Below are 26,126 nucleotides of genomic sequence, written 5' to 3' on the forward strand. Positions count from 1 at the left end.
GACATGCAAGAACATGATATGTCCTGGGTGCGCACCGAAATGGCGCTGGCGCAGCCGGCGCCAGCCGGCGTCACGGGTTTCAGTGCGTGGGTGCGCAAGAACCTGATCGCTTCTGCCGGCGACACCATTCTGACCATCGCCGGCATCGCGCTGGTGGCGCTGATCCTGCCGCAGATCATCAACTGGGCGTTCATCAACGCTGTGTGGACGGGACCGGACCGGACCGTATGCGCCACCGTGGCGCAAGGCGGCGTCCAGCCGGATGGCTGGACCGGCGCCTGCTGGGCTTTCGTCAATGCCAAATTCGGCCAGTTCATGCTCGGGCGCTATCCGATCGAGGAGCGCTGGCGGCCGATCCTGGTCGCTATCCTGTTCGTGGCGCTGCTGGTGCCGATGCTCATACCGAAAGTGCCGCGCAAAGGGCTGAATGCCATTCTGTTGTTCTTTGTGCTGCCGATCGTCGCCTTCATCCTGCTGGTCGGCGGCATGTTCGGCCTGCCGCATGTCGAGACCTCGCTGTGGGGCGGCCTGCTGGTTACGCTCAGCCTATCCTTTGTCGGTATTGCCGTGTCGCTGCCGCTTGGCATCGTGCTGGCACTCGGCCGTCGCTCCAGGATGCCGATCATCAAGACGCTGTGCGTCGTCTTCATCGAGACGGTGCGCGGCATCCCGCTGATCACCGTGTTGTTCTTTGCCAGCGTCATGCTGCCATTGTTCCTGCCGGAGGGCGTCAGCTTCGACAAGTTCCTGCGCGCGCTGATCGGCGTGTCGCTGTTTTCCGCCGCCTACATGGCTGAAGTGGTGCGCGGCGGCCTGCAGGCGATCCCCAAGGGCCAGTATGAAGGTGCCGATTCGCTCGGTCTCGGCTATTGGCAGAAGATGTATTTCATCGTCATGCCGCAGGCACTGAAATTGGTCATTCCGGGCATCGTCAACACCTTTATCGGCATGTTCAAGGACACCAGCCTGGTCATCATCATCTCGATGTTCGACCTGCTCGGCATCGTGAAGCAGAACTTCTCCGACCCGAACTGGGCAACGGCGCAGACGGCCAGGTCCGGCCTGATCTTCGCGGCCTTCGTCTTCTGGCTGTTCTGCTTCGGCATGTCGCGCTATTCAATGTTCACCGAACGCCGACTCGACACCGGCCACAAACGCTAAACAAAAGAACAAGGGGATCCTGTCATGGCCACCGAAAATGCCGTCAGCGCGGAAGAGATCAAGGTCAACGCCGCCAAGATGCACATCTCCGACACCGATGTCGCCATCGACATCGTCGCCATGCACAAATGGTATGGTGAATTCCATGTGCTGAAGGACATCAACCTGAGAGTGATGCGCGGCGAGCGCATCGTCATCTGCGGCCCGTCGGGCTCCGGCAAATCGACGATGATCCGCTGCATCAACCGCCTGGAAGAGCACCAGAAGGGCAAGATCATCGTTGACGGCAAGGAACTGACCAACGATCTCAAGAAGATCGACGAGGTGCGCCGCGAGGTCGGCATGGTGTTCCAGCACTTCAACCTGTTCCCGCATCTGACCATCCTGGAGAACTGCACGCTGGCGCCGATCTGGGTGCGCAAGACGCCGAAGAAGCAGGCCGAGGAAATCGCCATGCATTTCCTCAAGCGCGTCAAGATCCCGGAACAGGCCCACAAATATCCCGGCCAGTTGTCCGGCGGCCAGCAGCAGCGCGTGGCGATCGCCCGTTCGCTGTGCATGAACCCGCGCATCATGCTGTTCGACGAGCCGACCTCGGCGCTCGATCCGGAAATGATCAAGGAAGTGCTGGAGACGATGGTCGGGCTGGCCGAAGAAGGCATGACCATGCTGTGCGTCACCCACGAGATGGGCTTTGCCCGCAAGGTGGCCAACCGCGTCATCTTCATGGATCAAGGCCAGATCGTCGAGCAGAACACGCCGGCCGAGTTCTTCGACCACCCGCGCCACGAGCGCACGAAGCTGTTCCTGTCGCAGATCCTGCACTAGGCCTTTCGATGTTTGCGAGGAGCCCGGCTGAAACAGTGCCGGGCTCTTTTGCGTATGGATGAGGAGGCGGGCGGCTCGTGTCGCGCCGGGGCGCGTTTGCAGGGCCGTCATTCATGAAAAGACTGGGACGTTTTCTAGGCTTTCTATTGATTGTGGTCGCGCTCGCCGTCGTGCTGGGTACTTTCGTGCCGCGACCGCTCTGGCAAGCAACGGCCGACAGGCCCGCCGCGACGCGCCACATCCTGGTGCTGAAGAACGCCATCCACACCGACATCGCCATCCCGGTCGACGATGCCGTGCGCCGGCGCTTCCACTTCCTGGTCGACGCCGGCATACCGGCCGACAGGCCGGAGGTCCGCTACATCGTCTTCGGCTGGGGCGGCCGCGCTTTCTACCTGGAGACGCCGACATGGTCTCAGTTGAAGGCGGTGCCGGTGATGAAGGCGCTGACCATCGATGCTTCGGTCATGCATGTCGATGTCGCCGGTGACATCGTCGAATCGCGCCCGGACGTCGCGGGGTTCGACCTCGGTGAGGATCGGTTTGCGGCGCTGCTCGATTTCATCGATGCGAGTTTCCAGCGGGGGCCGAAGGGTCCGATCCTTGTTCCGGACGCGGCCTATTCCAGGTTCGACGGCTTCTACGAAGCCAATGGCCATTTCAACGCACTGGTCGGCTGCAACACCTGGACGGCGGCCGCCTTGCGCACCGCCGGCCTGCGCACCGGCTGGTGGAACCCGCTGCCGGTTTCGCTTGGCCTGTCGATGCGGCTGTATAATTAGCGTGGGCATTCCGCGAATTGGCAAGCGTCGCGTTCCTTCACACCCCCATCTGTCCTGCCAACCGATTGTGCTTTTAGCTAGCGGTCCCGGCACGTTCAGCGTCGGATGATTTTCTGCTGCCGCCAGCCATAGAGCCAATCCAGATCCGCCGCGAGTTTTCCCGAAGGGCGCATTTTCAGGAACAGATTGCGGGTGATAGCTACAGGGCCAGCAGCATGCCAGGCCAGCCGGTTGATGGCGCCGCGACGAGCGACTTGCGCGACGCGAGGCCGCCGCGACTGTTCCCAAACTGCCAGCGCAGCCAGGGGATCGGCAGGGGAGGCGCAGACGACGTCGGCAAGAGTCGCTGCATCCTCGATTGCCATCGCCGCACCTTGGGCTGCAAAAGGCGTCATCGCATGAGCTGCATCGCCGATCAGCGCTATGCCGTCCGGTGTCGTCCATGGCCTTTCCGGATAGGCAGTGTGGATTGGCCAGGCCGTCCATGGGCCGGCTTCCTTGACTAACCATACCAGTCCCGGTGCCGTGCCGCGCATTGCGTTGGCGAGGATGCCGGGATCGGCATGGCCGGACCAGCCCTCGGCGATGCGCTCGCCTTTGGTGAAGGCGACGAGGTTGAAGGCGTCGCCCTTGCTGACGGGATAGGCCACCATGTGGAAGCCGGGATGCAGGAAGGTGGTGACGCAGTCCGGAGCGCCGATCGCCGCGAAAGCCTGCCCTGCGGCACTTTGCGCGGGAATGGTCGCGCGCCAAGCCAGTTCGCCGGAAAACCGGCTTCTTGGCGAGGTCGCCCTTTTGGCCGAATCGACAAGCCCGCGCACCGACGACCAAACGCCATCGGCGCCGACCAGTAGGAAGCCCTCGGCCTCGACAGTCTTGCCGTCAACATAGGCCGTCGCGGTGATGCCGTGCGTGCCGGCGGCAACGCCGCCGATAGGGGCGCCGGTGGCGAGACGGATATCCGGCATCTCGGCAACGCGCGCGGTCAGCGCGCTCTGCAGATCGGCCCTGTGAGCGACGAGATAGGGCGCTTGCCAGCGCGTTTCCGCGGCTTGTCCCAGCGGCACCCGTGCCAGTTCGCGCAGCGTTGCGGCGTCCTTCAACACCACCGCCTCCGGCCGCACCGCCGCCGGCAGCAGCCGGTCGAGCACGCCGAGTTGGCGAAGGATGCGTGTCGCATTGGGAGAAAGCTGGAGGCCGGCGCCGGCCGCTTCCAGGCGCTGTGCCTGTTCGAACACTTGCACCCGGTAGCCGCGTTCGGCGAAGGCAAGGGCTGCGGTCAGCCCGGCGACACCCGCCCCGGCGATGACGACTTGCCGGGATCGCGTGTCATTCATCGGGCTTGTCGCGAAAGACTCAGGCGGCCTGGTCGATATAGATGCAGCCGGCCGGCAGCGTTTCCGTCGCCTTCAGCTTTGGCGAATAGCGGTAGAGCGTCGAGCAATAGGGGCAGACTTTTTCATCGTCGCCGCCCATGTCGAGAAACACATGCGGGTGGTCGAAAGGCGGATTGGCGCCCGTGCACATGAATTCCTTGACGCCGATGTCGATTGCCGGGTGGCCCGCATCGTTCTGAAAATGGGGAATGGAACCGCCTGCCATCGTCGTCTCCTTAACGCAGTCTCTTCTGCATCTGGATCATAACAGGCCTCTTTGCAAGATCGATGAAATGAAACTGTCGCAAAAGCCTGTCAGAGGATAAGTTAAGCCGGTTAACCGGCTTGAGCGGGTGGGAAGAGCAGGAACCATGAACGAACTGAAGCCGGTCCAGAGCGAATTCGTGAACGTCGAGGTGGCTCGTCCGGAGGGCGGCAACCCCGATCGCTTCGTCAACCGGGAGTTTTCCTGGCTGCAGTTCAACCGGCGCGTTCTCGAGGAATCGCTGAACCTCAATCATCCGCTGCTGGAGCGCGTTCGCTTTCTGTCGATCTCGGCCGCCAATCTCGACGAATTCTTCATGGTCCGCGTCGCCGGCCTCGCCGGCCAGGTGCGCGAGGGCATCACGCTGAAAAGCCCTGACGGGCGCACCCCCGAACAGCAGCTCGAACAGCTGCTGCGTGAGGTCGAGCGGCTGCAGGAAGACCAGCAGAAGAGCCTTTCAGCGCTCACCGTGCTGCTCAACAAGGAAGGCATCGAGAGCATCACCCGCGATGCGCTGACCAAGGACGAGAAAATCTGGCTGGAAGACCATTTCCAGGAGCAGGTGTTCCCGGTGCTGACCCCGCTGTCGATCGACCCGGCGCATCCGTTCCCGTTCATCCCCAATCTCGGCTTCTCGATGGCGCTGCAATTGCGCCACCGCAAGAACGGCGAAGAGATGAGCGCGCTTTTGCGTCTGCCGGTGGCGCTGAAGCGCTTCATCCGCCTGCCGGACCGCAAGCATCATGTCCGCTTCATCCCGCTGGAAGAGGCGGTCGGCCTGTACATCGGCAAGCTGTTCCCCGGCTACGAGGTCAAGGGCTCCGGCACGTTCCGGATCATTCGTGACAGCGATATCGAGGTCGAGGAGGAGTCCGAGGATCTGGTGCGCCTGTTCGAAACGGCGCTGAAGCGGCGTCGCCGCGGTTCGGTGATCCGCATCGAATTCGACAAGTTGATGCCTTCCGAATTGCGCGACTTCGTCGCCGGCGAGCTTGGCGTGTCGTCGAGCCGCATCAGTGTCCTGACCGGACCGCTGGCGCTCAGCCAGATCTCCGAAATCGTCGCCGTCCCCCGCGACGATCTGAAATTCACGCCCTACAATCCGCGCTTTCCCGAGCGCATCCGCGAGCATGGCGGCGACTGTTTTGCTGCCATCCGCGAGAAGGACATCGTCGTCCACCACCCCTACGAATCCTTCGATGTGGTGGTGCAGTTCCTGCGCCAGGCGATGGCCGACCCGGAAGTGGTGGCAATCAAGCAGACGCTTTACCGCACCTCCAATGACAGCCCGATCGTGCGTGCGCTGGTCGACGCGGCCGAGGCCGGCAAGTCGGTCACGGCGCTGGTCGAGCTCAAGGCACGCTTCGACGAGGAAGCCAACATCCGCTGGGCGCGCGACCTCGAGCGCGCCGGCGTGCAGGTGGTGTTCGGCTTCCTCGAGCTGAAAACCCATGCGAAAATGTCGCTGGTGGTGCGGCGTGAGGACGGCAAGCTGCGCAACTACGTGCATCTCGGCACCGGCAACTACCATCCGGTGACCGCGCGCATCTACACCGACCTGTCCTTCTTCACCACCGATCCGACGATTGCCCGCGACGTCGCCCAGCTCTTCAATTTCATCACCGGCTATGCCGAACCGACGGACGAAATGCGGTTGGCGATCTCGCCGTTCACGCTGAGAAGCCGCATCCTGAAGCACATTGCCGACGAGATTGCCCATGCGGTGGAAGGGAAACCGGCGCGCATCTGGATGAAAATGAATGCGCTCGTCGATCCGATCATCATCGACGCGCTCTATGACGCCAGCCGAGCCGGCGTCGAGATCGACCTTGTCGTGCGCGGCATCTGCTGCCTGCGGCCGCAGGTTCCGGGCCTGTCGGAAAACATCCGTGTAAAATCCATCGTCGGCCGCTTTCTCGAGCACAGCCGCATCTATTGCTTCGGCAATGGTCACGGCCTGCCGTCGGACGAGGCCATCGTCTACATCTCTTCGGCCGATCTCATGCCGCGCAATCTCGACCGCCGCGTCGAGACCATGGTGCCGATCACCAATCCAACTGTGCATGAACAGATCCTTGGCCAGATCATGCTGGGCAACATCATGGACAATCAGCAAAGTTTCGACGTATTGGCTGATGGAACCTCCCGGCGCGTGGTGCTGGAGGAGGGTGAGGAACCGTTCAACGCGCAGGAATATTTCATGACCAATCCGAGCCTGTCGGGACGGGGTGACGCGCTGAAGTCGCATGCGCCCAAGCGCATTGCGCAGTTCAAGCGTCGCAAGAAGAACGCCGCAGCGTCCAGCTGATGCTGTCTGATTCCCAGGGCCGGTTGCAGGACCGCCGACCGCTATCCATCATCGACATCGGGTCGAATTCGATCCGTCTCGTCGTCTATGAGGGGCTGGCGCGCTCGCCGACCATGCTGTTCAACGAAAAGATGCTGGCCGGTCTCGGCCGAGGCATCGTTTCGACCGGCAAACTCGACCCCGAGGCGGTGACCCGCTCGATGGAAGAGTTCCGCCGCTTTCGCGCGCTTTCCGACCAGGCCGGCGCCGAGCATATGTATGTGCTGGCGACCGCTGCCGCCCGCGAGGCGGTCAACGGTCCCGATTTCATCCACCGCGCCGAGGATGTGCTCAAGACCGAGATTCGCGTCATCAGCGGCCGCCAGGAAGCCTATTATTCGGCGCTCGGCGTCATTTCGGGCTTCCACCCGGCGAACGGCATCGCCGGCGATCTGGGCGGCGGCAGTCTCGAACTGGTCGACGTCAACGGCGAAGCGATCGGCGACGGCATAACGCTGCCGCTGGGTGGCCTGCGCCTGCAGGACATGGCGAAGAACTCGTTGACCCAGGCGGCAAAGATCGCGCGTGACGAACTGGCGAAGGCGAAGCTGTTGAAGGGCGGGCAGGGCAGGCCCTTCTACGCCGTCGGCGGCACCTGGCGAAATCTCGCCCGGCTGCACATGGAAATGACCAACTATCCGCTCGGCGTCATGCACCACTACGAAATATCAGCCGAAAGCGCGACGAATTTCCTCAAGCAGGTGGCCAAAGCCGAGATCGAGAAGGTCAAGGGGATCGAAGGCGTTTCCAAGAACCGCCGTTCGCTGCTGCCTTATGGCGCCATAGTGCTGCAGGAGATCATGGCGGCGATGCAGCCGTCGAAGATCATCGTTTCGGCGCTCGGCGTGCGCGAAGGCTTTCTCTATTCGCTGCTCGACGAGGCCGAGCAGAAGGCCGATCCGCTGATTTCGGCCTCGGAAGAACTCGCCCGCCTGCGCTCACGCTCCGTCACCCATGCGCATGAACTTGTCGACTGGACCGCCAAGACCTTTGCCGCCTTCGGCATCGACGAGACCGAGGACGAGGCACGCTATCGTCATGCGGCCGCATTACTGGCCGACATCGGCTGGCGCGCGCATCCCGAATATCGCGGCAAGCAATCGCTCAACATCATCGCGCATGCGTCCTTCTTCGGCGTCGACCATCCCGGCCGCGCTTTCCTGGCGCTGGCCAATGCCTATCGTCATGACGGCATCTTCAACGAATCCATCGCCCCCGAGATCAAGGCGCTGGCGACGCCACGCTATCTGGAGCGGGCACGGGTGCTGGCGGCGATGATGCGCGTCGTCTATCTGCTGACGGCGTCGATGCCCGGCATCATGCCCAGGCTGAAATGGGAACAGCGCAGCAACGGCGTGCTGGCGCTGGTCTTGCCGGCATCGCTGGCCGATCTCTATGGCGAACGGCCGGCCGGGCGCCTGGCGCAGCTGGCCAGGATAACCAACCGCCGGCTGGTGCTGGCGGTCGAGGGCGGTCCGAGCGTGTCGGTGAAATGAACACGGCCTACCAGAGCGTGATTTATCGGGCACTTCCCGATATCGGACCAGCTCGCCCGTGCTCACTTATCAGCGGCTTCGCGCTTAAGGACCGGCTTCCCCCAATCCGTCGCTGCTTCGCAGCGCCACCTTTCCACCCTCCGGAGGGAAAGGAAGGGAGCCTCGTTGGAAAAGCGTTGGCGGCAATAGGCTCGCGCCCTTCCTCTACCCCGTCGATCGGGGGAGAGGTGGCTCGGCGAAGCCGAGACGGAGTGGGGGTCGACCAGCTCAGGCGCGTTTAAGCATAGATCAAACCGAGCTGCGCCCGTCGACCGACCATGCGCCGGCGCCGGCCATCGCCAATGCCAGGAAGCCGCCCGATATGGCGATGTCCTTCATCAGCATCTGCTGGTGCAGGAAGGCGAGCATCGCGTCGCCGCCACCCTGGCCGTAATGGCCGATGAAACCGGCGGCGATGCAGAAGGCGGCAAGCAGCAGCGCTGTGATCCGGGTCTGGAAACCGACCAGGATGAGCAGCCCGGCGATCAGTTCGAACAGTCCTGTGCCCCAGGCGGCAAGCGTCGGCAGCGGCAGGCCGAGGCCGGCGAAATAGCCTGTCGTGCCGGCAATATCGCTCAACGCTTGGAAACCGGAGGGCACGAACAGGGCGGCGAACAGCAGCCGGGAAAGCAGGAGCAGCGCGTTGCGGGGCATGGTCACCTCCGTTGTCGGCCGCCGGTGGCCTCGTCCCCGATCCTAGCAGAAATTCCGGCCGGCGGATCGGCGGGCATACACGGACAACGAAAAAGCGGCGCGGAAAATTCCGCGCCGCTTTCATCTCAAGTCCGGGGAGGGAAACTTAGCCGCGCTTGGCGTCGACCGAGTAGGCGCCGGCGCCGAGCACTGCCAAGAGCAGGAAGCCGCCGGTGAGGCCGAGATTCTTCTGCAGCATCAGAAGCTGCATCTGGTCAGCGAAGTTGAGGTGCGCGACAGCCGTGGCGGCCAGCGTGAAGATGGCGAGCGCGATCGCCACAATGCGGGTCTGGAAGCCGACGAGTATGGCGAGGCCGCCGAAGAATTCGAGCAGGCCCGAACCGACCGCGGCGACCGTCGGCAGCGGCAGGCCGATGCTGCCGAACCACTGCGCGGTGGCGGAAATCGCGGTTAGCTTGGCAAAGCCTGACAGGATGAACAGGATCGACAACAGGATGCGGCCGACGAGGATCGCGGTTGATGCGTTGGATGTCGTGCCGGTGCCGGCGACGGAAGTGTTGGTGGACATGGCTGGTCTCCGAATGGGTTGAATGGCCATCAGATAGACGATACCGACTGTTCACCAAAGCCACCGATCCGGCAACACATTGTTCACAGATAATACATTTCCGTGATCGGACAAACTGCGCAAAATTCGCGTCGGGTCAGATCGCGACCGGAGTAAATCTTCCCGTCGCGAAATGTCTTACCCAGGATGCGTCATATCCTCCGGTCGCACCAGCCGGTCATAATCGGCTTCGCTGACCAGCCCGGTGGCGAGCGCTTCCTCGCGCAGCGTGGTGCCCTTCTTGTGTGCGGTCTTGGCGATCTTGGCGGCATTGTCGTAGCCGATGGTCGGCGCCAGCGCGGTCACCAGCATCAGCGAACGGTCGAGCGCCGCCTTGATGTTGTCTTCCCGCGCTTCGATGCCGACGACGCAATTGTCGGTGAAGGAGACCGAGGCGTCGGAGAGCAACTGCACCGACTGCAGGAAGTTGTAAGCCATCAGCGGGTTGTAGACGTTGAGCTCGAAATGGCCCTGGCTGCCGGCGAAGGTGAGGGCAGCATTGTTGCCGAACACCTGCACGCAGACTTGGGTCATCGCCTCGCACTGGGTCGGATTGACCTTGCCCGGCATGATCGACGAGCCCGGCTCGTTTTCCGGCAACGAGAGTTCGCCGAGGCCCGAACGCGGGCCGGAACCGAGGAAGCGGATGTCGTTGGCGATCTTGAACAGTGCGGCGGCCGCCGCGTTGATGGCGCCGTGCGAAAACACCATGGAATCATGAGCTGCCAGCGCCTCGAACTTGTTCGGAGCGGTGACGAAGGCGATGCCGGTGATGGCGGCGATGCGATCCGCCACCCTTTCGGCAAAGCCGACCGGCGCGTTGAGGCCGGTGCCGACGGCGGTGCCGCCCTGCGCCAGCTCCTGCAGGCCGGGCAACGTCAGCTCGATGCGCTTGATCGACGAGGCGACCTGTGCGGCATAGCCCGAAAATTCCTGGCCAAGCGTGAGGGGGGTGGCATCCTGCGTGTGCGTGCGGCCGATCTTGATGATGTGCGCGAAGGCCTTGGTCTTGGCTTCAAGTGCCTTGTGCAGGTGTTTCAGCGCCGGCAAGAGGTCGTGCACGATGCGCTCGGCGCAGGCGATGTGCATGGCCGTCGGATAGGTGTCGTTCGACGACTGGCTCATATTGACGTGGTCGTTGGGATGCACCGGCTTCTTGGAGCCCATGACGCCGCCCATCATCTCGATCGCCCGGTTGGAGATCACCTCATTGGCGTTCATGTTGGACTGCGTGCCCGAGCCGGTCTGCCAGACCACCAGCGGGAAATGCTCGTTGAGCTTGCCGTCGATGACCTCTTGCGCCGCCTCGACAATCGTCTTGCCGATCGCCGGATCAAGCCGCTTCAATTCCATATTGGCTTCGGCCGCCGCGCGCTTGACGATGCCCAGCGCGCGCACGATCGATGCCGGCTGCTTTTCCCAACCGATCTTGAAATTGCCAAGGGAACGCTGCGCCTGCGCACCCCAATAGCGATCGGCGGCAACTTCGATCGGGCCGAACGTGTCGGTTTCGGTTCTGGTCTTTGCAGCGGTCACGGGTCTCTCCCTGTCGAAGTCGGCAACGGCGTATCGCGTTGCACAAACGGCTTCAAGCGGAGATTGCGGGCGGCAAGGATGCAAATCGGTTGAAGGCACTGGTGATCTCCCCCCTCGAGGGGGAGATGTCGCCGAAGGCGACAGAGGGGGTCGGTTCGACCGGGCGCGACCTCCTATCGCCGCCGGAAGAGGCTGGCGCTTCACGCGAGGCGACCCCCTCTGGCCTGCCGGCCATCTCCCCCACGAGGGGGGAGATCGGCAGATCCACCAATCACCCTAGCGGCGGACCGACAATATCGATGCCGTTTTTTGCGCAGAGCTGCACCAGTGCCGCGATGATTTCCGGTGTCGGTTCCATCTGCGGCGGCAGCTCCGGCTGTTCGGCGGGACGGCTCGCCTGACGCAGCATCGTCTCGAAATCCGAACCGCGCGTAATGGTGAGGGTGCGCGCGCCTTCCGGGGATTCGACCCGGTAGGTGTGCGGCAGGCCTTTCGGCGCAATGACGGTCTCGCCGGCGTCCGCAATGCGTTCGTGGCCGTCGATCTGAAAGCGCAATCTCCCTTCCAGGATGTGAAATACTTCGTCTTCCCTGCGATGCACATGCAGCGGCGGAGAGTCGCCATAGGGCATGCGATGCTCGACGACGCAGATGCCGTCCTCTCCTGCCGCCGACGAGACGTGGATCGCGACAAGCGTGTTGTTGAACCAGAAGAGTTCCTTGCCTGTGATCGTGCCGGGGGTCATTGTCATGGCTGTCTGATCCTTCTGTTGCCTGTGCCTGCTGTGCCGATGACGACCTAACCAAGGACATGCCGACAACGGAAATCGAATGATCGTATGGGGCGAATTGATGCGATGAATTTGAATGCGCTCGACCTCAATCTCGTCAGGGTGTTCGACGCCCTTCTGCGGGAGAGAAGCGTTACGCGTGCCGGCGAGCAGATCGGCCTCAGCCAGCCTGCCGTCAGCGCTGCGCTCAATCGCTTGCGGTATCTCCTCAACGACCAGCTGTTCGTGCGGCGGGGCAATGACATGATGCCGACGCCGCGCGCCGAGAGCATGGCCGAGCCGTTGCGCGTGGCGCTTCGCGAGATCGAACGCGTCTTCCATTCGGCCAAGGCGTTCGATCCGGCGGAGCTGGAGCGAACCTTCACGTTCATGGGTGCGGATTTCTTTTCCATGATGCTGATGCCAACCCTGGCGGCACGTATCGCGGGTGCCGCGCCGCGCGCGTCGCTCAGGTTTCTCGACAGCGCCCGTGGCGACGTTTCGCGGCTGCTCCAGGACGATGAAATCGACGTAGCGCTCGAGCGTCCGCTGGAGGTCTCCGACTGGGTCTCAAGCACGCCTCTGTTCCATTCACCATTCGCCATCATCGCCGCGCACGACAACGCTGCGATCAGGCAGGCAGGGATCGTGGAAGGCAAGACTCTGCCGATCGAGCTCTTCTGCGAATTGCCCCATGTTCTTCGTTCTATCGATGGCTCGATGTCGGGCTCCACCGACGAGGCGCTCCGCAAGATCGGACGAACGCGTCGTGTAAGCCTGGCACTGCCGCACTTTCAGGCTGTCGCATTGGCAGTGGCAAATGGAAACCACCTGGCTGCGGTTCCCAGGCAGTTCGCGGTTTGGGCAGCCAAGACCCTGCCGCTCGTCATCTTCGAACCGCCACTTCCCATTGCCGTTCCTGAAATCAGGATGTACTGGCACGCGCGCCACGACGACGAGCCACCCCATCGCTGGGTTCGCGATCAGGTCCTGAAGGCGATAGGCGCACTCGGATTTGTGGAAAGCGGTGCCGCGGAAAATGCCGGCGCCTAACTCTTTGTTTTGACGCAATTCCGGACGGAAAAGCGTTTCACACTTTTCCTGGAATTGCTCTGGCGCCCGGACGGATCAGCCCGCGGTATAGCCACCGTCGACGGAGAAGATGCCGCCGCTGGTCCAGGCGGCCTCTTCGCTGGCCAGATAGACCGCGATACCGGCCAGATCGGCTGGGCGGCCGATTCTGCCAAGCGGATAGCTGCGCTCGACATAGGCCTTCAGCTCCGCTTTTGCCTCGGCCGGCAAATTGTCGACGGTCTTGCGTCGCATGGCGGTGTCGACCGTGCCGGGCGCGATGGCGTTGACGCGGATGCCGCGCGGGCCGAGTTCGAAGGCCAGCGATTTGGTCAGCGAGTTCAACGCGCCCTTCGACAGCGAATAGAGGCTCGACGGCCGCTTCGGGATCATCTTGTTGGCGAAGTAGGACGAGATGTTGATCACCGATGCGCCGGTTGCCAAATGCGGCAGCAGGCCCTGGGTGAGGAAGAACACCGCCGTCACATTGAGCGCGAAGGATTGCTGGAACTGCTCCTGGCTGACACTCTCGAACGGCACCAGGAAGGCCACGCCGGCATTGTTGACGAGGATATCGAGCGACCTGCCGGATTTTTTCACCTGCTCGACGACGGCCGCGATGCCGGCCGATGTGGCAAGATCGGCTGACAGCGTCTCGATAGTGCCGCCGAGGTGCTTGTGGGCGGCGTCGAGCTTTTTGGTGTCGCGGCCGACGATCAGGATGTCCGCGCCCTCGCGCGAAAAGGCCTCGGCGATCGCCAGGCCGATGCCGTCCGACCCGCCAGTGACCAGCGCGCGCTTGTTGTGAAGTCTCATTCGACGCTCCGAGGGATTTCTGCCTCGTCGAGAGCACCGTATAGTGGCGGCCGTGGTCAAGCCGTCGGCCTATCCCCGGGTATGAACTTCGACCGCTGCCGGCCGGCAGGTCAGGCGAGGCCGGTTTACGCGCCGGCGGTCGCAAGCTCCCGCAGCGCCAGCCGGCCCGCGACATAATTCTTGACCTGGCGGACCGCCTGTTCGCGCGAGACGCTGCCCGGCTGCAGGCCGAGCCGCAGCCAAAGCCCGTCGATCAGCGCGGTGACCCCAAGCGCGATGTCGTCGGCATCCGCCGGCGAGGCGAGGCCGCGCAGGCCCGACAACAGGTTCGAGCGCATGCGCGCATGGATCACCCTCTGGATACGGGCCATCTTCTCGTCGCGCGGCACCTCGGCGCAGAGCGAAAGCCAGGCGTGGCACAGAGGCGGCTGGAACAGATGCTCCTCGAAATTGCCCTCGATCACCGCATCCATGCGCTCCATCGGGGTATGCGCCCGGCGAAGCCGCGCGATCACCGCCTGGCACAGGACGGCGTTGGCCTCGCGCATCGCGTGCTCGAACAATTCCTGCTTGTTGCGGAAATAGTGCAGCACGATGCCCTTGGAGGCGCCGGCCTGAGCGGCCACCTTTTCCAGTGTCGCGCCGGCAATGCCTTCGCGTTCCAGCACAGCGAAGGCCGCCTGCCGCAGCTCCTTGCGGCGTATCTCGCTGAGACGCTTGAGTTTCACGGGATCGGTCCATGCATGACGAATCCACGTTGACATTTTCGCCCGCTCAGATCAAGAATTGACCCATGGGACAATAAAAAGACCAATTGGTCAATTTTATGACAATGAGGAGAACCGAAATGTTCCGCATCCTTGCAAATGGCGTCTGTCTTGCCGCCCTCATGTTGGCCTCTCATGCGGCCCAGGCGGCCGAGGCCGAGCAGTGCAGGGCTGTGCGCATGGCTGAACCCGGCTGGAACGACCTTGCTTTCACCACGGGGGTCGCCAACGTCCTGCTGGAGGCGCTCGGCTATCAGCCGCAAAGCCAGGTGCTTGGCATCAACGTCATCTACGAGGGCATGAAGAACAGGGATCTCGACCTGTTCCTGGGCTACTGGGACCCGGCCATGGTCACCTATTACGAACCCTACAAGAAGGACGGCTCGGTCGAGAATGTGCACCTCAATCTCGAAGGCGCCAAATACACCTTCGCCGTGCCGACCTATGTCTGGGCGGCCGGCGTCAAGGACATCTCCGACCTGCACAAGTTCGCCGACAAGTTCGGCAAGAAAATGTACGGCATCGAGCCCGGCTCCAACCAATTGATGATGGACGCCATCGCCGATCCCGCCTTTGGCCTGGACGGCTGGCAGGTGGTCGAGTCCAGCGAAGCCGGCATGCTCTCCGAGGTCGGCTACGAGATCAAGGAGAAGCAGTTCATCGTGTTCCAGGGTTGGGCGCCGCATCCGATGAACACAATGTACGACTTCAAGTACCTGACCGGTGGCGACAAGTTCTTCGGCCCGAACTTCGGCGCCGCGACGGTGACGACGCAGGTGCGCAAGGGCTATCTGCAGCAATGCCCGAACGTCGCGCAGTTCCTCGAGAATCTCGCCTTCGACATCGATTTCGAGAATGTCGGCATGGGCTATCTGATCAATGACGGCATGAAGCCGGAGGACGGGGCGCTGAAGGCAATCACGCTGAACAAGAACCGCCTCGACGTCTGGCTCGCCGGCGTCACCACCTTCGACGGCCAGCCGGGCCTCGCCGCCGTCAAGGAAAAACTCGGCCTGTGAGAGCGGCGGTGTTGAATGCCTGCGCGGACCAGGACGCCTGGGCCGGCCGCAAGCAGTTCGTCACTGTCGGCGATCTCGACATCGCCTATGTCGAGATATCAGGCGCCGAGCCGGCGCTGCTGTTGGTGCACGGCTTCACCGACACCAGCCGCAGCTTTTCGCTTCTGGCGCCGCATCTGGCCGGCCGCCGGCTGATCATGCCGGATTTGCGCGGCCACGGCGCCTCGCAAGCGGGCAAGGACTGCGGCATCGCCGATTTCGCCGACGATATTGCCGGGCTGATCCTGCGCTTGCGGCTCGACCGGCCGGTCGTCGTCGGCCATTCGCTGGGCGCCATGGTGGCTATCGCATTTGCGGGGCGCCACAAGGAGCTGATCGGCGGCCTGGTGGTCCTGGCCGGCACGTTGAAGCCCGATTTCGCGCCGGATCATCCGCTGATCGCCGGCGTCCAGGCCCTGCGCGACCCGATATCGCCGGCCGATCCGTTCTACGCCTGGTGGCATGCCTGCCGGCCCGGTGTGCTCCCAGCCTTTCTCGCCGGCCTGGCGAATGACGCCTCGGCGATGCCGGCGCCGCGCTGGCGCGCGATCCTGGAGGAAATCCGCCGCGCCGATCTGACCGATGCGGCACGAGCCGTACAGGCCCGGACGCTGATCATCGCCGGCGCGTGCGACCCGCTGTTCGGCGAGGCGCACCAGCAAGCGTTGCAGTTCGCTCTGCCCGAAGCCGTCTTCGTCCGCGCCGAGGCCTGTGGCCACAACCCGCATTGGGAAGATCCGGCCCTTGTCGCAAAGGCCATCACCAAGGCATTTGAAGTTTAACGCCCGACCAGCGATTGCAATGTGGGCGACAGCCGCAAAGTCTCCGTTGGTTTGGTCAGGCCGAGCCGCGCGGCCCGCCAAAAGGCCTGCCATGCCGGTGAGGCGGCGAGGGCGGCCTTGTGGCGGGCATGTGCCTCTGCGCTGTCGAAGCCGGTGACGGATAGGAAGACGTTTTCATCAGCCCGTACCGGCAGGCGCGGAAAACTGTTTTCGGCATGCTCCGTAACGAAAGCGGCGAGCAGGCGTGCGTCGGCCGTCATCAGCGCCGCCGTCTCAGTCTCGAAGCGGCTGGCGAAATCAGCCTCTGTGCCGGATTGCACATGATGAATCTGGATGACAACGATGCCAGTCAGCGGCTTATTTTGAAGGGGCTTTTCCTCAGTGTCCAGGCTTGGTCGTTGCGCGCCCGCGAGGTCGAAGCCGGCGCCCGGCCATGCGGGCTTGAGCAGCAGCACGTCGTCGGAATCGATCATTGTCGCATTGGCCGCATCGCGGTGCGCCGCCCAGACCGGCCCGCCATAGAAATCGGTGAGAGCATTTTTCCGCGCGGCCATGCCGTCGAAGCCGCGCATCCAGACGAACATGTCCGGGCGGTCGAGGTCCCGGAACTGGCCGATGATGGTCATGCCGGCGTCCTCCTGGCCCTCGATCAGCCTGCCGTCGAAGATGTCGATGAGCGTGTCGCGCCGGCCGGGCTTCAATGTGTATTGCCGAAGCTCGACGACAGGCGAGGCGCGCACGGCGGGTTTCAGCGCGGCATTCAAGGGCATGTTCATCCGTCTCTCCTCAAAACAGGGTAATCATCCTGTTTTATAAACAGACCGGTTGTCCTGTTTTGTCAATATGCTATCTTCTTTTGCCTTCTCCCCTTGTGGGAGAAGGTGGATTGGCGCGCAGCGCCAAGACGGATGAGGGGTGCTCGACGGTGCGCCGTTGGTGTCAAGCTGGAGCACTCCTCATCCGCCTTCACTTCGTTCAGGCACCTTCTCCTCCCACAAGGGGAGAAGGGGGAGATCCGCATGGCACGCCTTGCACGCAAACGCATCAACGACCCTGAAGGCATGCGCAAGAAAGTGCTCGATGTCGCTGAGGTTGCGTTCCAGGCGCGCGGCTATCATGCCTCCAGCTTCGGCGACCTGATGACGGCGGCGGGTGTCAGCGGCGGCGCGCTGCATCACCATTTCCCGACCAAGAAGGCGCTGGCGCTGGCGGTGATCGACGAGCGTGTCGCCGCAGCGGTCGAAGAGACATGGATCGCGCCGGTGCTGGCGGCCAGCACTGCACGCGAAGGCGTGCGCGCGGTGTTCGAGGCCGTGGCGGCGGAACTGGAGCAGCAGGGTTTCGTGCGCGGCTGCCCGCTCAACAATCTGGCGCACGAGCTGTCGCTCGCCGATCCGGATTTCCGGGTTGCCCTCGCCGGTATTTTTGCCGGGTGGCGGCGGGCGATTTCCGACAAGCTGCGAGCCGACCAGCAGGCGGGCAGGGATGGGGGCACGGATCCCGAGCGCTTTGCCGCACTGGCGGTCGCCGCCTATTCCGGGGCGATGTCGATGGCCAAGACGGCGCAGGATGCAAGCGTGCTGCGGGATTGTCTGGCGGGACTGGAGCTGAGCGCGCTATCGCCCTCTCAGGGCGGATTGGCAGCCAAGCGACGCCGCAGGGTGCTGCTACGACCAAGAACCCTTTGATGTCGGAGCGACAAGTGGATCTCAACGCGGCCACTTTGACTTTGCGGCGCTATTGCGCCAGCGGCTTGATCGTCTCATAGCCGATGACGCTTTCGGACTTTGTACCCTCGTCGTAGCGCCGCGCCAGGGCTGCTCCGAGGTCCGGCGCATAGAGCGCGGTGAACGTGTCCAGCGTCTCGCCAGCCTGGTTCCTGATCGTCTCCTTGACCGCCAGCACATTGTATTTGCAGCTACCCAGGCTGAAAATTTCCTTGCCCTTCACCGCAAGTTCCAGCGTCTTTGTGCCCTTCGGCTGTTTCTTCGGCGACAGCTCGACGAACTGCATCGTGCTCTTCGCGCCCGATTTCAGCGGGAACAGCTTTTTCAGGTCGCCAAGCGGGATCATGGCCAGATGGCCCGTGTCGCTATCGCGAAAAACTTCAATCAGCCCGGCAAACAGGAACTGCGTCTGCGGCGACTCGGACTCATAGGTGTTGGCAACCGAAACCATGCCGCCCGCCGCTGGCCGGAACTCGCTGCGGATGCCCGGCCTTTCCAGCAAGAAGCCGGTCTTGGCGGTTTTCGCGTCGACGCATTCGGCGCCATGCGCGGCGCTCGCCGTGGCGAGCAGGGCCATGCCGATTGTTGCGGCTCTCATTGCGTCGTCCTCTCCCCCCGCGCCGCGTCAAAGACTGCCAGAGCCGAGCGGCGGTGTCGATGCGTGGTGACGGCAACTGGACGGCAGGGGGCCGCCTGTGCTGAATTTCGCGCATGATGACTCGCTTGCCGATCCGCTCGATTTCCCGGCGCAGCCTGCTGAAGCAGGCCGCAGGATTTGCCGCGGCCGGCGCCTTGTCGCGCCCGGCATTCAGCCAGACCGGCCAGCGCGTCCAGTCCATCGACGCCACCTTCCTGTTCATCGCCGATGTCCATGCCTGCCGCTTGGCGAGCGGGTTGAGCCCCAACTGCCTGCAGGAAGGCAAGACCGACGCCGCGCTGCTGCGCAACGTGGCAGTGCTCAACGGTCTCGGCGACAAGGACTGGCCGATCGAGATCAACGGCATCGCCACCGACTTGCGCTCGGCGGGCAGCCGCATCGGCACGCCGCTCGGCCTCGTCGTCGGCGGTGACATGACCGACGATGGCGGCGGCCAGATCACCCAGCCGAGCGAGGGCACCCAACTGCTCCAGTTCAGCCAGCGCTACAGCCAAGGCGTTGGCCCCGATCGCGTGCACATGCCGGTCTATGTCGGGCTCGGCAACCATGATCTCGACCAGAACGGACCGCCGCACCATGTCGACTGGTACCGGCGCGAACTGCGCGACTATGTCGAGGTCAACCATCGCGCCGGCGTGTTCTTCAAGCCGCCGGTGCCGGCCACCGACTATGATGTCGACACCGACTGCTATTCCTGGGACTGGGGCGGCCTGCATCTGGTCCAGACGCATCGTTTCGCCGGCGATACCGGCCACGGCGCCGAGAGCAGCCTGCCATGGCTGAAGCAGGATCTGGCGACCTATGCGGCGGATGGCCGCCCGGTCATTCTGTTCCAGCACTATGGTTGGGACACCTTCTCGATAGAACGCTGGGATGCCGCCAAAAGGCACTACGACGATGACGGCACTGGTCCGCCGCATTGGTGGAGCGAGGCCGACCGGCAGGCGCTGCTGGCGGCGCTCAAGGGCTACAATGTCGTCGCCATCTTCCACGGCCACCAGCACGAAACGCCGATGGTCTATCGCAGGGATGGACTCGACCTGTTCAAGCCGAAGGCCGCCTATATGGGCGGTTTCGCGCTCGCCAGGGTGACCAGCGACGGCATGGACGTGGTGCTGGGCGAGGCGACCGGTGATCATGGCGAGGTCGCCTTCACCAATGCTTTCAGCAAGGGCTGGAGCACATGAAAAAGGCGGCCCTCGCGACCGCCTTTCCCCAATAAAAGAGCGTTCTCGATGTCGGATCAGAGCGCCTTCTTGACCTTGTCCTTCACGTCGCCATAGGCCTTCTGCACCTTGCCGGCGATCTTGTCGGCCGTGCCTTCAGCCTGGGTCTGCCTGTTGCCGGTTGCCTTGCCGGCGGCTTCCTTGACCGAGCCCTTGACCTGCTTGGCCAGGCCCGCGATCTGATCCTTGTTCACCATTTTCGCATCTCCTGGGAGTTTTGAATTCGAGGGAATTCATCCGCGAAAGCAAACGAGCCGGCGTCGTTTAGGTTCCACGCGTTCCCGGTCGACAGATGAGCTCGGGCAGCCGCTTCCTGTGGCAAGGCGGGCAGGCTATAGGCTGGTGACACGCGCCGACCAAAGGATTTGGGTGATCGTGCGTGCGGGGAGACAAATGGCTGAATTCACGCTCTTCATCGGCAACAAGTGCTTTTCCTCATGGTCACTCCGGCCATGGGTGGCGATGAAGCATCTGGAGATCCCGTTCGAGGAAGGTTTCGTGCGGCTGCGCACGCCTGAGACCTTTGCCAATCTGGCGAAAGTGTCGCCGACCGGCCAGGTGCCCGTCTTGAATCACAATGGCAAGATCATCTGGGAAACCCTTGCCATTCTTGAATATCTGGCTGACCTGTTTCCGGACAAAAATCTCTGGCCGGCCGACATCGACGCCCGCGCACTGGCGCGCTCGGCCGCGACCGAGATGCATTCCGGTTTCCGCGAAGTTCGCTATGGCTGGCCGATGAATTTGCGCAGGCCAAAAGGCCACAAGCCGCTCGACGCCGAAGGCGAGGCGCAACGCGAGCGCATCGAGGCGTTGTGGCGCGAGTGCCGGGAAAAATACGGCAAGGGCGGCCCGTTCCTGTTCGGCCATTTCACCGCCGCCGACGCCATGTATGCGCCTGTTGTCACCCGCTTCGACACCTATGGCGGCACGCTTGCGTCAGACACCCGGGCTTATGTCGATGCCGTGCTGGCAACGCCGGCGATGCGGCACTGGTATGCCGAGGCGGGCAAGGAGACGTGGCCGGAACCGGGCCCCGACGAATAGGATCTGTGATCACCCCAAGGGTAACTCCAACTCGTCCCGAAGTTGACGAAAGTCAGGGATCGGCATAATACGTAACCAAGTGGATACGTATTATGCCGCAGGCTGACCTCGACCGTTCCGTTTTCCGCGCCATCGCCGATCCGACGCGCCGCGCCATCCTCGACCGCTTGCGGCAAGGGCCGGCGCCGGTCAACGAACTCGCCGCGGCGTTTTCGCAGAGCCGGCCAGCGATCTCCAAGCATCTCAGGGTTCTGCGCGAGCTGCGCGTCGTCTCCGAACAGAAGCATGGCCGCGAGCGGCTCTACCGGCTGGAGCCGGCGGAATTGAAGAACGTGGCCGACTGGATCTTGCCCTATCGTGATTTTTGGCAGGCGAGCCTCGGCAATCTGAAATCCTACCTGGAGAATGAATGATGGCCAGCAACGATAGACCACGCGCCATCGCTGACGTGTCGGCGGGCACAATTCTCGCCACGGTGACGATCGCGGTGCCGCCCGAGCGGGTGTTTCGAGCGTTGACGGCGGATGACCAGATACCGCTCTGGTGGGGGGCGGACGAACTTTACCGGACGACGAGACACACTGCCGACGTGCGGCCGGGTGGCGCGTGGCGATCGGAAGGCAAGGGCGCCGATGGCCGGGAGTTTCATGTCCAGGGCGAGTATCTCAAGGTCGAGCCGCCACACCTTCTGGTGCTGACATGGAAAGCGCCATGGGATGGCGACAATGTCACCACCGTGACCTATACGCTTGAGGCGGTCGATTCCGGAACGCAGCTGACTTTACGCCATGAAGGGTTCGGCGTTCGCCAGGGCGCCTGCCGCGATCACGGCTTCGGCTGGGAGCGCGTGCTCGGTTGGCTGGCCACCTTCCTCACCGATGAGGCCGGCAACAAGCCACAAGGCGTGTTCCACTGCAGGCTGATCCCGCCTCGGCCCGACTTTGCCTTCACCATGACCGATGCGGAAAAAGCACTGATGAAACAGCACTCGGACTATCTGCGCGGCAAGCTGGGCCAGGGTGGTGTCATCCTGTTCGGGCCGGTCGCCGATCCTGCCGGCCCCTGGGGGCTCGGCATCGTGCGTGCCGACGATGAGGCCGCAGTCAGGGCGCTGACTGATGGCGACCCGACCGTGCGTTCTGGGCTGGGTTTTCGTTATGAAATCCTGCCGATGATGATCGCGGTGATGTGAGACTTGCCAAACGAAAACGCCCCTCGCACCTTTTATCGCGCGGGGGGCGTCTTTGCCATCAACCTTTCTTTCGATTGCTCTCATGAACTGCTGATGACACGGACTAAATGCGCGTTTGCGCAGATGGTTCCCGGATGCCGCGAATTTTTTTTCGAGCTGGCGCAAGCGGCTGTTTGGCGTCCGGTTTGCCGTCATGCCAAGTGTTTTGGCTAGGTGTTTTGGGAGAATTCCGCAGGTGTGGGGGATACAGATTTGACAGCGCGCCAAAAGAAGCCTACAAGCATTTCGTCGATATTTGTTTGACTGACTTTTGTTATCCGCGCTTTCGAGCGCGCCTTTGACGAACTTCCCACATCAAAAATCGGGACAAACGACGTTGTGCATCCGCATGGCGTCGAACGAATATTTGCCATGGAAAGGGTTCGTCATGAGCACCGGCACAGTTAAATGGTTCAACGCCACCAAAGGTTTTGGTTTTATTCAGCCTGACGACGGCTCGGCCGACGTTTTTGTCCACATCTCGGCCGTAGAGCGCGCCGGTATGCGCGACATCGTCGAGGGCCAGAAGCTCGGCTACGAGATGGTCCGCGACAACAAGTCGGGCAAGATGTCCGCCGACCAGTTGAAGGCGGCCTGAAAAAAGAATTCAGCTCTCCCGGTGACCACGGATGTACTGGCACCGGTGAGTGGCGAATTCGGGCGCATGGCCGCGGAGACCTGAGTTTCCACGACATGTCATGCGCATGAGAGGAGCGTGCCTTGTGCATCCATCTGGATGCACGGCGTTCTAACGCAATTCCGGACGGAAAACTGTTTCGCACTTTTCGTGGAATTGCTCTTGGGAAGGTCAGGCGGTGCCTGGCCTTTTTCATTTTGCGCGTCTTGCCGCCGAAAGTGCGCTGCGCGTCGGCCTGGACGTGCTAAGGGACGCTCCAGCAATTTGAATCCGCTGCCGTATTGCTTTGTGCGTGGTCCTGACCGAAGACCCGGTTTCGCCCCATCGGCACAGGCTCCTGACAGGAGAAAGATTTTGACCGCTCATTCGAAGACAGTCGAACAGGCCGCGTCCTTGTTCAGCAAGACGCAAACCCAGTCGATGTCACTCAACCGCATCAATTCCGAACGCGATGCCGTCAGCGAGGCGCGGGAAGCCAAGACCGCGCGCCTGCGCGAACAGCGTCTGGAGAAGGAGGCCGACGAGTTGGCCGCCGCCGCGGCGCTAGCCGCTTTGCCGAAGCGAGCCGGAAGACGCTGATGGCTACCAAGCGCGTGCCTCCGAAACTGATCGCCGCCGACTCGACCATCGCCGACGTGGTCGAAGGCCTCAACAAGCCGGTCGAATATGTGCGCCGGGTGCTGGAAAAACTTGAGCGCTGCAAACGCGCTCATGGCGATGCCCAGGTGCGGCTCGGTGTGCGCGGTCGCGCCGAATGCCCGAACTACCTGATCGAATATGTCCGCGAAGACGCCAAGACCCATGAGCGCGTCACCCATCAGGACGCCGCCTACAGCGGCAGCACGCATCGTGAGCTGGCAGTCCATCATATCGCGGAAATCAGAAACTGGTCGCCCGAGGAAATGAACATCACGGCGGTTTCGGCGCTGATCGGCCGCCTGCGCAATCCGCGCGCACCATCATCGCGCTTCGTCGACGAGGACTGACATGGCCATAAAATTCTCCGCCAAGGACCAGCCGGCAGCCCCGGCCGCCGCCGCAAAGCCGGCCAAGCCGGTTGCCGCGCCGAAAGGCGATGGGCCCGCCGAGACTGCGACCGATCTGTTCAAGTCGCCGGCCGAAGCCTCGTCGCGCAAGACAGGCAAGAAGAAATAGCGCCTTGCCGCAAGACGCCGATCGCAATCCTGCCGCGCCGGGGCTGTCTGCCCTGGTGGCTGCCGCAAGCCTTTTGTCGTCGCAACGCAGCACCGCTGCTCTGTTCGACTGCCAGAGCTGCGGCGCCTGCTGTTCCTATTCGGCCGAGTGGCCACGCTTTTCCACCGAGGATGATGCGCAGCTCGACCGCATCCCGGAAAAATATGTGGCGGCCAATCTGTCCGGCATGCGCTGCGAGGGCGTGCGTTGCTCGGCGCTTACCGGTGAGATCGGCAAGTCGACCGCTTGCGGCATCTATGACGTCCGCCCGGATGTCTGCCGCGCCTGCATGCCTGGTGACGATGATTGCCTGATGGCACGCCGGGCGCACGGATTGCCGACAGCTTAGTAAAGTTTCCGGCGCTTGTGCGCATCCTCCTTGCTGGCTACGCTGCGACAGGGCAGGGCTCGCCGGAGGAAACCATCGTGAGCATCGAATTTCTGTTGACGTCGCTGATTGTCGTGGCTTCACCCGGCACCGGCGTTCTCTACACGCTGAGCGCCGGCCTCTCGCGCGGCGCGCGCGCCAGCGTCATCGCCGCCTTCGGCTGCACGCTCGGCATCATCCCGCATATGGCCGCCGCCATCACCGGCCTTGCGGCGCTGCTGCACACCAGCGCGGTCGCCTTCGAGACGCTGAAATATCTCGGCGTCGCCTATCTGCTCTACATGGCCTGGAACACGCTGAAGGAAAAGGGTGGCCTGAGCGTCGAGCAGGATGTGACGCCGCGCTCGGCCGGCAAGGTGATCGCCACCGGTGTGCTCGTCAACGTACTCAATCCGAAACTGTCGATCTTCTTCTTCGCCTTCCTGCCGCAATTCGTCAGCACCACCGAGCCCAATGCGCTGTCGAAGATGCTGGAGCTCAGCTCCGTCTTCATGCTTTTGACCTTCGTGGTTTTCGTCGGCTACGGCATCTTCGCCGCTTCGATCCGCAGCCATGTCGTGTCGCGGCCAATGGTGCTGACCTGGATGCGCCGGACCTTCGCCGGTGCCTTCGTCATGCTCGGCGCCAAACTGGCGCTGGCGGATCGGTAGAAACCGGTTCGCGGATCCTGTCGTCTCTGCGCAAAATCCCTGCCCAGATAGTCAGAAGGCGAGCCCAGGGCTCGCCTTCATCTGCATTCTTCAACTCCGGGCGAAGGCAATCATTAGTTTGCGCCGCCGAGAGCCTTCAATTTTTCGCAGAACGGCGCGTATGGTTTGCTCATCGCAGCGTCCTGGCATTCCTTCGTCATCATGGCCTGATCGTCCTTGGACATCGCTGCCCAAGCGGCCTTCATTTCATCGTCGGATTTCATCGTCTTCATGCCCGAATCGGTGAAGAACGGTTCCATCATCTTGGGCGAGTCGAGCGCCCCGGCAAGCGCCGTGCCGCTGAAGACAGCCAATGCGAGTGCTCCAAAGCAGGCGGTTCTGATGTTCATCACACGAGTCCTCCCTAATGGTCTTTCTCGATCGTCGAATGGCGGTCGTGCTGAATTCTAGCACAGATTGAATTGTATTAGGAGTAACTCATATGGCTGCAGTCGGGCGTCCACTTGCGTCAATTTGGATTAGCGGAAGGCCCGCCGACCCATGGCGCTGACTTGGTTCGCCGCACCTTCGGCGCCAGGCTGGCACTGGCGGATCGGTAGCGCCGGCCGGCGCTACCCCTTGACGTAGCCCATTGCTTCGACGATCCGCCCGTCGGCCACGCGCATGAGGTTGACGCCACGCAGCGAATTGCCGTCGGCCATGAAATAGCGCCAGCGGATCGTTGCCCGGTCGCCGGCGACGAAGGTCTCCTCGATATCGAAGTGCGTGCCGGCCTGGGTCGCGATCGCCGTCCAAAGCCCGACGCACGCTGCCTTGCCGGCATGGCGTGCCCCGTCCGGCGCCGGCACGGTGTTCTCGATCACGCAATCCTCAGCCACCAGCTCGGCGAGTGCCGAGGGATCGTGGCGTTGGAATACGTCGTTGTAGCGCCGCATGATCTCGGCCGTTTGCCGTGACAGATCGCTCGCGGTTGCGTCCATGACAAGCTCCTGTGTCATCTTCTTTCTCCTGGCT

General features: G+C 62.8%; 32 protein-coding genes. 19 read left to right on the forward strand and 13 right to left on the reverse strand.

Translation table 11 applies throughout. The annotated features are described in order from the left end of the window. Positions 1-3 precede the first annotated feature (3 nt). The 3 genes from FCU66_RS00565 to FCU66_RS00575 all read left to right on the forward strand — a co-directional run bounded on the left by FCU66_RS00565 (position 4) and on the right by FCU66_RS00575 (position 2,771). Positions 4-1,161, forward strand: a complete 1,158-nt coding sequence (locus FCU66_RS00565) for an amino acid ABC transporter permease (protein ID WP_136622710.1) — start codon at positions 4-6, stop codon at positions 1,159-1,161. Positions 1,162-1,185: 24 nt separating this feature from the next. Beyond that, positions 1,186-1,989: an amino acid ABC transporter ATP-binding protein gene (locus tag FCU66_RS00570; RefSeq protein WP_136622709.1), complete on the forward strand. Its 804-nt coding sequence runs from the start codon at positions 1,186-1,188 to the stop codon at positions 1,987-1,989. A gap of 113 nt (positions 1,990-2,102) precedes the next feature. Beyond that, positions 2,103-2,771, forward strand: coding sequence for a TIGR02117 family protein (locus tag FCU66_RS00575; protein WP_136622708.1), 669 nt, complete (start codon positions 2,103-2,105; stop codon positions 2,769-2,771). A gap of 95 nt (positions 2,772-2,866) precedes the next feature. Here the strand turns inward: FCU66_RS00575 and FCU66_RS00580 are convergent, their stop codons facing one another. Then, the gene (locus tag FCU66_RS00580; RefSeq protein WP_136622707.1) at positions 2,867-4,108 is read right to left on the reverse strand and encodes an FAD-dependent monooxygenase; all 1,242 of its coding nucleotides are present in this window, start codon (positions 4,106-4,108) and stop codon (positions 2,867-2,869) included. Between the two features lie 19 nt (positions 4,109-4,127). Then, positions 4,128-4,373: a zinc-finger domain-containing protein gene (locus FCU66_RS00585; RefSeq protein ID WP_136622706.1), complete on the reverse strand. Its 246-nt coding sequence runs from the start codon at positions 4,371-4,373 to the stop codon at positions 4,128-4,130. 145 nt (positions 4,374-4,518) lie between these two features. Between FCU66_RS00585 and FCU66_RS00590 the strand changes: the two genes are divergently transcribed. Continuing rightward, a complete protein-coding gene (locus FCU66_RS00590) occupies positions 4,519-6,720 on the forward strand; it encodes an RNA degradosome polyphosphate kinase (protein ID WP_136622705.1) in 2,202 nt (733 codons plus the stop codon). Beyond that, positions 6,720-8,255 (forward strand): exopolyphosphatase, encoded by a 1,536-nt coding sequence (ppx, locus tag FCU66_RS00595; protein ID WP_136622704.1) that lies wholly within the window; start codon positions 6,720-6,722, stop codon positions 8,253-8,255. Before FCU66_RS00590 ends, ppx begins: the two co-directional genes overlap by 1 nt. A gap of 288 nt (positions 8,256-8,543) precedes the next feature. Here ppx and FCU66_RS00600 read toward each other — a convergent pair whose 3' ends face one another. The 4 genes from FCU66_RS00600 to FCU66_RS00615 all read right to left on the reverse strand — a co-directional run bounded on the left by FCU66_RS00600 (position 8,544) and on the right by FCU66_RS00615 (position 11,842). Further along, entirely contained in the window at positions 8,544-8,948 is a 405-nt protein-coding gene (locus FCU66_RS00600; protein ID WP_136622703.1) for a DoxX family protein, read from the reverse strand. Between the two features lie 145 nt (positions 8,949-9,093). Further along, the gene (locus FCU66_RS00605) at positions 9,094-9,516 is read right to left on the reverse strand and encodes a DoxX family protein (protein ID WP_136622702.1); all 423 of its coding nucleotides are present in this window, start codon (positions 9,514-9,516) and stop codon (positions 9,094-9,096) included. Positions 9,517-9,693: 177 nt separating this feature from the next. Next, positions 9,694-11,091: a class II fumarate hydratase gene (fumC, locus tag FCU66_RS00610; protein WP_136622701.1), complete on the reverse strand. Its 1,398-nt coding sequence runs from the start codon at positions 11,089-11,091 to the stop codon at positions 9,694-9,696. Between the two features lie 271 nt (positions 11,092-11,362). Beyond that, a complete protein-coding gene (locus FCU66_RS00615) occupies positions 11,363-11,842 on the reverse strand; it encodes a cupin domain-containing protein (RefSeq protein WP_136620426.1) in 480 nt (159 codons plus the stop codon). Positions 11,843-11,947: 105 nt separating this feature from the next. Between FCU66_RS00615 and FCU66_RS00620 the strand changes: the two genes are divergently transcribed. Next, entirely contained in the window at positions 11,948-12,913 is a 966-nt protein-coding gene (locus FCU66_RS00620) for a LysR family transcriptional regulator (RefSeq protein ID WP_136620427.1), read from the forward strand. 75 nt (positions 12,914-12,988) lie between these two features. Here the strand turns inward: FCU66_RS00620 and FCU66_RS00625 are convergent, their stop codons facing one another. Further along, a complete protein-coding gene (locus FCU66_RS00625) occupies positions 12,989-13,747 on the reverse strand; it encodes an SDR family NAD(P)-dependent oxidoreductase (RefSeq protein WP_136620428.1) in 759 nt (252 codons plus the stop codon). A gap of 125 nt (positions 13,748-13,872) precedes the next feature. Further along, positions 13,873-14,511, reverse strand: coding sequence for a choline-binding transcriptional repressor BetI (gene betI / locus FCU66_RS00630; RefSeq protein ID WP_136620429.1), 639 nt, complete (start codon positions 14,509-14,511; stop codon positions 13,873-13,875). Positions 14,512-14,594: 83 nt separating this feature from the next. Between betI and choX the strand changes: the two genes are divergently transcribed. Continuing rightward, positions 14,595-15,533, forward strand: coding sequence for a choline ABC transporter substrate-binding protein (choX, locus tag FCU66_RS00635; protein ID WP_136620430.1), 939 nt, complete (start codon positions 14,595-14,597; stop codon positions 15,531-15,533). Between the two features lie 8 nt (positions 15,534-15,541). Then, the gene (locus FCU66_RS00640; protein ID WP_136620431.1) at positions 15,542-16,354 is read left to right on the forward strand and encodes an alpha/beta fold hydrolase; all 813 of its coding nucleotides are present in this window, start codon (positions 15,542-15,544) and stop codon (positions 16,352-16,354) included. Here the strand turns inward: FCU66_RS00640 and FCU66_RS00645 are convergent. Further along, positions 16,351-17,130, reverse strand: a complete 780-nt coding sequence (locus tag FCU66_RS00645; protein WP_136620432.1) for an NIPSNAP family protein — start codon at positions 17,128-17,130, stop codon at positions 16,351-16,353. The two genes, FCU66_RS00640 and FCU66_RS00645, sit on opposite strands and share 4 nt — an antisense overlap. Before the next feature lie 243 nt (positions 17,131-17,373). Here FCU66_RS00645 and FCU66_RS00650 point away from each other — a divergent pair, with 243 nt between their 5' ends. Then, a complete protein-coding gene (locus FCU66_RS00650; RefSeq protein WP_136620433.1) occupies positions 17,374-18,042 on the forward strand; it encodes a TetR/AcrR family transcriptional regulator in 669 nt (222 codons plus the stop codon). A 49-nt stretch (positions 18,043-18,091) separates the two neighbouring features. Here FCU66_RS00650 and FCU66_RS00655 read toward each other — a convergent pair whose 3' ends face one another. Next, positions 18,092-18,679, reverse strand: coding sequence for a hypothetical protein (locus tag FCU66_RS00655; RefSeq protein ID WP_136620434.1), 588 nt, complete (start codon positions 18,677-18,679; stop codon positions 18,092-18,094). A gap of 113 nt (positions 18,680-18,792) precedes the next feature. Between FCU66_RS00655 and FCU66_RS00660 the strand changes: the two genes are divergently transcribed. Further along, on the forward strand, positions 18,793-19,926 hold the full coding sequence (locus FCU66_RS00660) for a metallophosphoesterase (RefSeq protein ID WP_136620435.1): 1,134 nt from the start codon (positions 18,793-18,795) through the stop codon (positions 19,924-19,926). Positions 19,927-19,982: 56 nt separating this feature from the next. Here FCU66_RS00660 and FCU66_RS00665 read toward each other — a convergent pair whose 3' ends face one another. Next, a complete protein-coding gene (locus FCU66_RS00665; protein ID WP_136620436.1) occupies positions 19,983-20,162 on the reverse strand; it encodes a CsbD family protein in 180 nt (59 codons plus the stop codon). Positions 20,163-20,358: 196 nt separating this feature from the next. Between FCU66_RS00665 and FCU66_RS00670 the strand changes: the two genes are divergently transcribed. From FCU66_RS00670 to FCU66_RS00705, 9 genes are all read left to right on the forward strand, one after another. Then, complete coding sequence (locus tag FCU66_RS00670) at positions 20,359-21,012, forward strand: glutathione S-transferase family protein (RefSeq protein ID WP_168992036.1); 654 nt, start codon at positions 20,359-20,361, stop codon at positions 21,010-21,012. A 92-nt stretch (positions 21,013-21,104) separates the two neighbouring features. After that, positions 21,105-21,425, forward strand: a complete 321-nt coding sequence (locus FCU66_RS00675; RefSeq protein ID WP_136620437.1) for an ArsR/SmtB family transcription factor — start codon at positions 21,105-21,107, stop codon at positions 21,423-21,425. Beyond that, on the forward strand, positions 21,425-22,204 hold the full coding sequence (locus FCU66_RS00680; RefSeq protein ID WP_136620438.1) for an SRPBCC domain-containing protein: 780 nt from the start codon (positions 21,425-21,427) through the stop codon (positions 22,202-22,204). Before FCU66_RS00675 ends, FCU66_RS00680 begins: the two co-directional genes overlap by 1 nt. 427 nt (positions 22,205-22,631) lie before the next feature. Continuing rightward, positions 22,632-22,841: a cold-shock protein gene (locus FCU66_RS00685; protein WP_010915421.1), complete on the forward strand. Its 210-nt coding sequence runs from the start codon at positions 22,632-22,634 to the stop codon at positions 22,839-22,841. A 393-nt stretch (positions 22,842-23,234) separates the two neighbouring features. After that, on the forward strand, positions 23,235-23,459 hold the full coding sequence (locus FCU66_RS00690) for a hypothetical protein (protein WP_136620439.1): 225 nt from the start codon (positions 23,235-23,237) through the stop codon (positions 23,457-23,459). Then, on the forward strand, positions 23,459-23,866 hold the full coding sequence (locus tag FCU66_RS00695; protein WP_136620440.1) for a hypothetical protein: 408 nt from the start codon (positions 23,459-23,461) through the stop codon (positions 23,864-23,866). Before FCU66_RS00690 ends, FCU66_RS00695 begins: the two co-directional genes overlap by 1 nt. A 1-nt stretch (position 23,867) precedes the next feature. Then, positions 23,868-24,035 (forward strand): hypothetical protein, encoded by a 168-nt coding sequence (locus FCU66_RS40970; protein ID WP_168992037.1) that lies wholly within the window; start codon positions 23,868-23,870, stop codon positions 24,033-24,035. Between the two features lie 4 nt (positions 24,036-24,039). Beyond that, positions 24,040-24,423 (forward strand): YkgJ family cysteine cluster protein, encoded by a 384-nt coding sequence (locus FCU66_RS00700; RefSeq protein WP_136620441.1) that lies wholly within the window; start codon positions 24,040-24,042, stop codon positions 24,421-24,423. A gap of 77 nt (positions 24,424-24,500) precedes the next feature. Then, positions 24,501-25,112: a LysE family translocator gene (locus FCU66_RS00705; protein ID WP_136620442.1), complete on the forward strand. Its 612-nt coding sequence runs from the start codon at positions 24,501-24,503 to the stop codon at positions 25,110-25,112. Between the two features lie 113 nt (positions 25,113-25,225). Here the strand turns inward: FCU66_RS00705 and FCU66_RS00710 are convergent, their stop codons facing one another. Then, positions 25,226-25,501, reverse strand: coding sequence for a hypothetical protein (locus tag FCU66_RS00710; protein WP_136620443.1), 276 nt, complete (start codon positions 25,499-25,501; stop codon positions 25,226-25,228). A gap of 222 nt (positions 25,502-25,723) precedes the next feature. After that, positions 25,724-26,110, reverse strand: coding sequence for a nuclear transport factor 2 family protein (locus FCU66_RS00715; protein WP_136620444.1), 387 nt, complete (start codon positions 26,108-26,110; stop codon positions 25,724-25,726). Positions 26,111-26,126: the final 16 nt, after the last annotated feature.

This window comes from Mesorhizobium norvegicum (assembly GCF_004919685.1).
GTDB classification, from domain to species: Bacteria; Pseudomonadota; Alphaproteobacteria; order Rhizobiales; family Rhizobiaceae; genus Mesorhizobium; species Mesorhizobium norvegicum.

What these genes read in the sequence shown, in the direction of transcription:
- FCU66_RS40970 (WP_168992037.1), top strand. Translation starts at nt 23,868, where the DNA reads ATGGCCATAAAATTCTCCGCCAAGGACCAGCCGGCAGCCCCGGCCGCC.
- FCU66_RS00685 (WP_010915421.1), top strand. Translation starts at nt 22,632, where the DNA reads ATGAGCACCGGCACAGTTAAATGGTTCAACGCCACCAAAGGTTTTGGT.
- FCU66_RS00620 (WP_136620427.1), top strand. Translation starts at nt 11,948, where the DNA reads ATGAATTTGAATGCGCTCGACCTCAATCTCGTCAGGGTGTTCGACGCC.
- FCU66_RS00615 (WP_136620426.1), bottom strand. Translation starts at nt 11,842, where the DNA reads ATGACAATGACCCCCGGCACGATCACAGGCAAGGAACTCTTCTGGTTC.
- FCU66_RS00650 (WP_136620433.1), top strand. Translation starts at nt 17,374, where the DNA reads ATGGCACGCCTTGCACGCAAACGCATCAACGACCCTGAAGGCATGCGC.
- FCU66_RS00680 (WP_136620438.1), top strand. Translation starts at nt 21,425, where the DNA reads ATGGCCAGCAACGATAGACCACGCGCCATCGCTGACGTGTCGGCGGGC.
- FCU66_RS00675 (WP_136620437.1), top strand. Translation starts at nt 21,105, where the DNA reads ATGCCGCAGGCTGACCTCGACCGTTCCGTTTTCCGCGCCATCGCCGAT.
- FCU66_RS00655 (WP_136620434.1), bottom strand. Translation starts at nt 18,679, where the DNA reads ATGAGAGCCGCAACAATCGGCATGGCCCTGCTCGCCACGGCGAGCGCC.
- FCU66_RS00665 (WP_136620436.1), bottom strand. Translation starts at nt 20,162, where the DNA reads ATGGTGAACAAGGATCAGATCGCGGGCCTGGCCAAGCAGGTCAAGGGC.
- FCU66_RS00585 (WP_136622706.1), bottom strand. Translation starts at nt 4,373, where the DNA reads ATGGCAGGCGGTTCCATTCCCCATTTTCAGAACGATGCGGGCCACCCG.
- FCU66_RS00710 (WP_136620443.1), bottom strand. Translation starts at nt 25,501, where the DNA reads ATGAACATCAGAACCGCCTGCTTTGGAGCACTCGCATTGGCTGTCTTC.
- choX (WP_136620430.1), top strand. Translation starts at nt 14,595, where the DNA reads ATGTTCCGCATCCTTGCAAATGGCGTCTGTCTTGCCGCCCTCATGTTG.
- FCU66_RS00695 (WP_136620440.1), top strand. Translation starts at nt 23,459, where the DNA reads ATGGCTACCAAGCGCGTGCCTCCGAAACTGATCGCCGCCGACTCGACC.
- FCU66_RS00600 (WP_136622703.1), bottom strand. Translation starts at nt 8,948, where the DNA reads ATGCCCCGCAACGCGCTGCTCCTGCTTTCCCGGCTGCTGTTCGCCGCC.
- FCU66_RS00660 (WP_136620435.1), top strand. Translation starts at nt 18,793, where the DNA reads ATGATGACTCGCTTGCCGATCCGCTCGATTTCCCGGCGCAGCCTGCTG.
- FCU66_RS00645 (WP_136620432.1), bottom strand. Translation starts at nt 17,130, where the DNA reads ATGAACATGCCCTTGAATGCCGCGCTGAAACCCGCCGTGCGCGCCTCG.
- FCU66_RS00565 (WP_136622710.1), top strand. Translation starts at nt 4, where the DNA reads ATGCAAGAACATGATATGTCCTGGGTGCGCACCGAAATGGCGCTGGCG.
- FCU66_RS00590 (WP_136622705.1), top strand. Translation starts at nt 4,519, where the DNA reads ATGAACGAACTGAAGCCGGTCCAGAGCGAATTCGTGAACGTCGAGGTG.
- FCU66_RS00715 (WP_136620444.1), bottom strand. Translation starts at nt 26,110, where the DNA reads ATGACACAGGAGCTTGTCATGGACGCAACCGCGAGCGATCTGTCACGG.
- FCU66_RS00670 (WP_168992036.1), top strand. Translation starts at nt 20,359, where the DNA reads ATGGCTGAATTCACGCTCTTCATCGGCAACAAGTGCTTTTCCTCATGG.
- FCU66_RS00570 (WP_136622709.1), top strand. Translation starts at nt 1,186, where the DNA reads ATGGCCACCGAAAATGCCGTCAGCGCGGAAGAGATCAAGGTCAACGCC.
- FCU66_RS00625 (WP_136620428.1), bottom strand. Translation starts at nt 13,747, where the DNA reads ATGAGACTTCACAACAAGCGCGCGCTGGTCACTGGCGGGTCGGACGGC.
- betI (WP_136620429.1), bottom strand. Translation starts at nt 14,511, where the DNA reads ATGTCAACGTGGATTCGTCATGCATGGACCGATCCCGTGAAACTCAAG.
- ppx (WP_136622704.1), top strand. Translation starts at nt 6,720, where the DNA reads ATGCTGTCTGATTCCCAGGGCCGGTTGCAGGACCGCCGACCGCTATCC.
- FCU66_RS00580 (WP_136622707.1), bottom strand. Translation starts at nt 4,108, where the DNA reads ATGAATGACACGCGATCCCGGCAAGTCGTCATCGCCGGGGCGGGTGTC.
- FCU66_RS00605 (WP_136622702.1), bottom strand. Translation starts at nt 9,516, where the DNA reads ATGTCCACCAACACTTCCGTCGCCGGCACCGGCACGACATCCAACGCA.
- FCU66_RS00575 (WP_136622708.1), top strand. Translation starts at nt 2,103, where the DNA reads ATGAAAAGACTGGGACGTTTTCTAGGCTTTCTATTGATTGTGGTCGCG.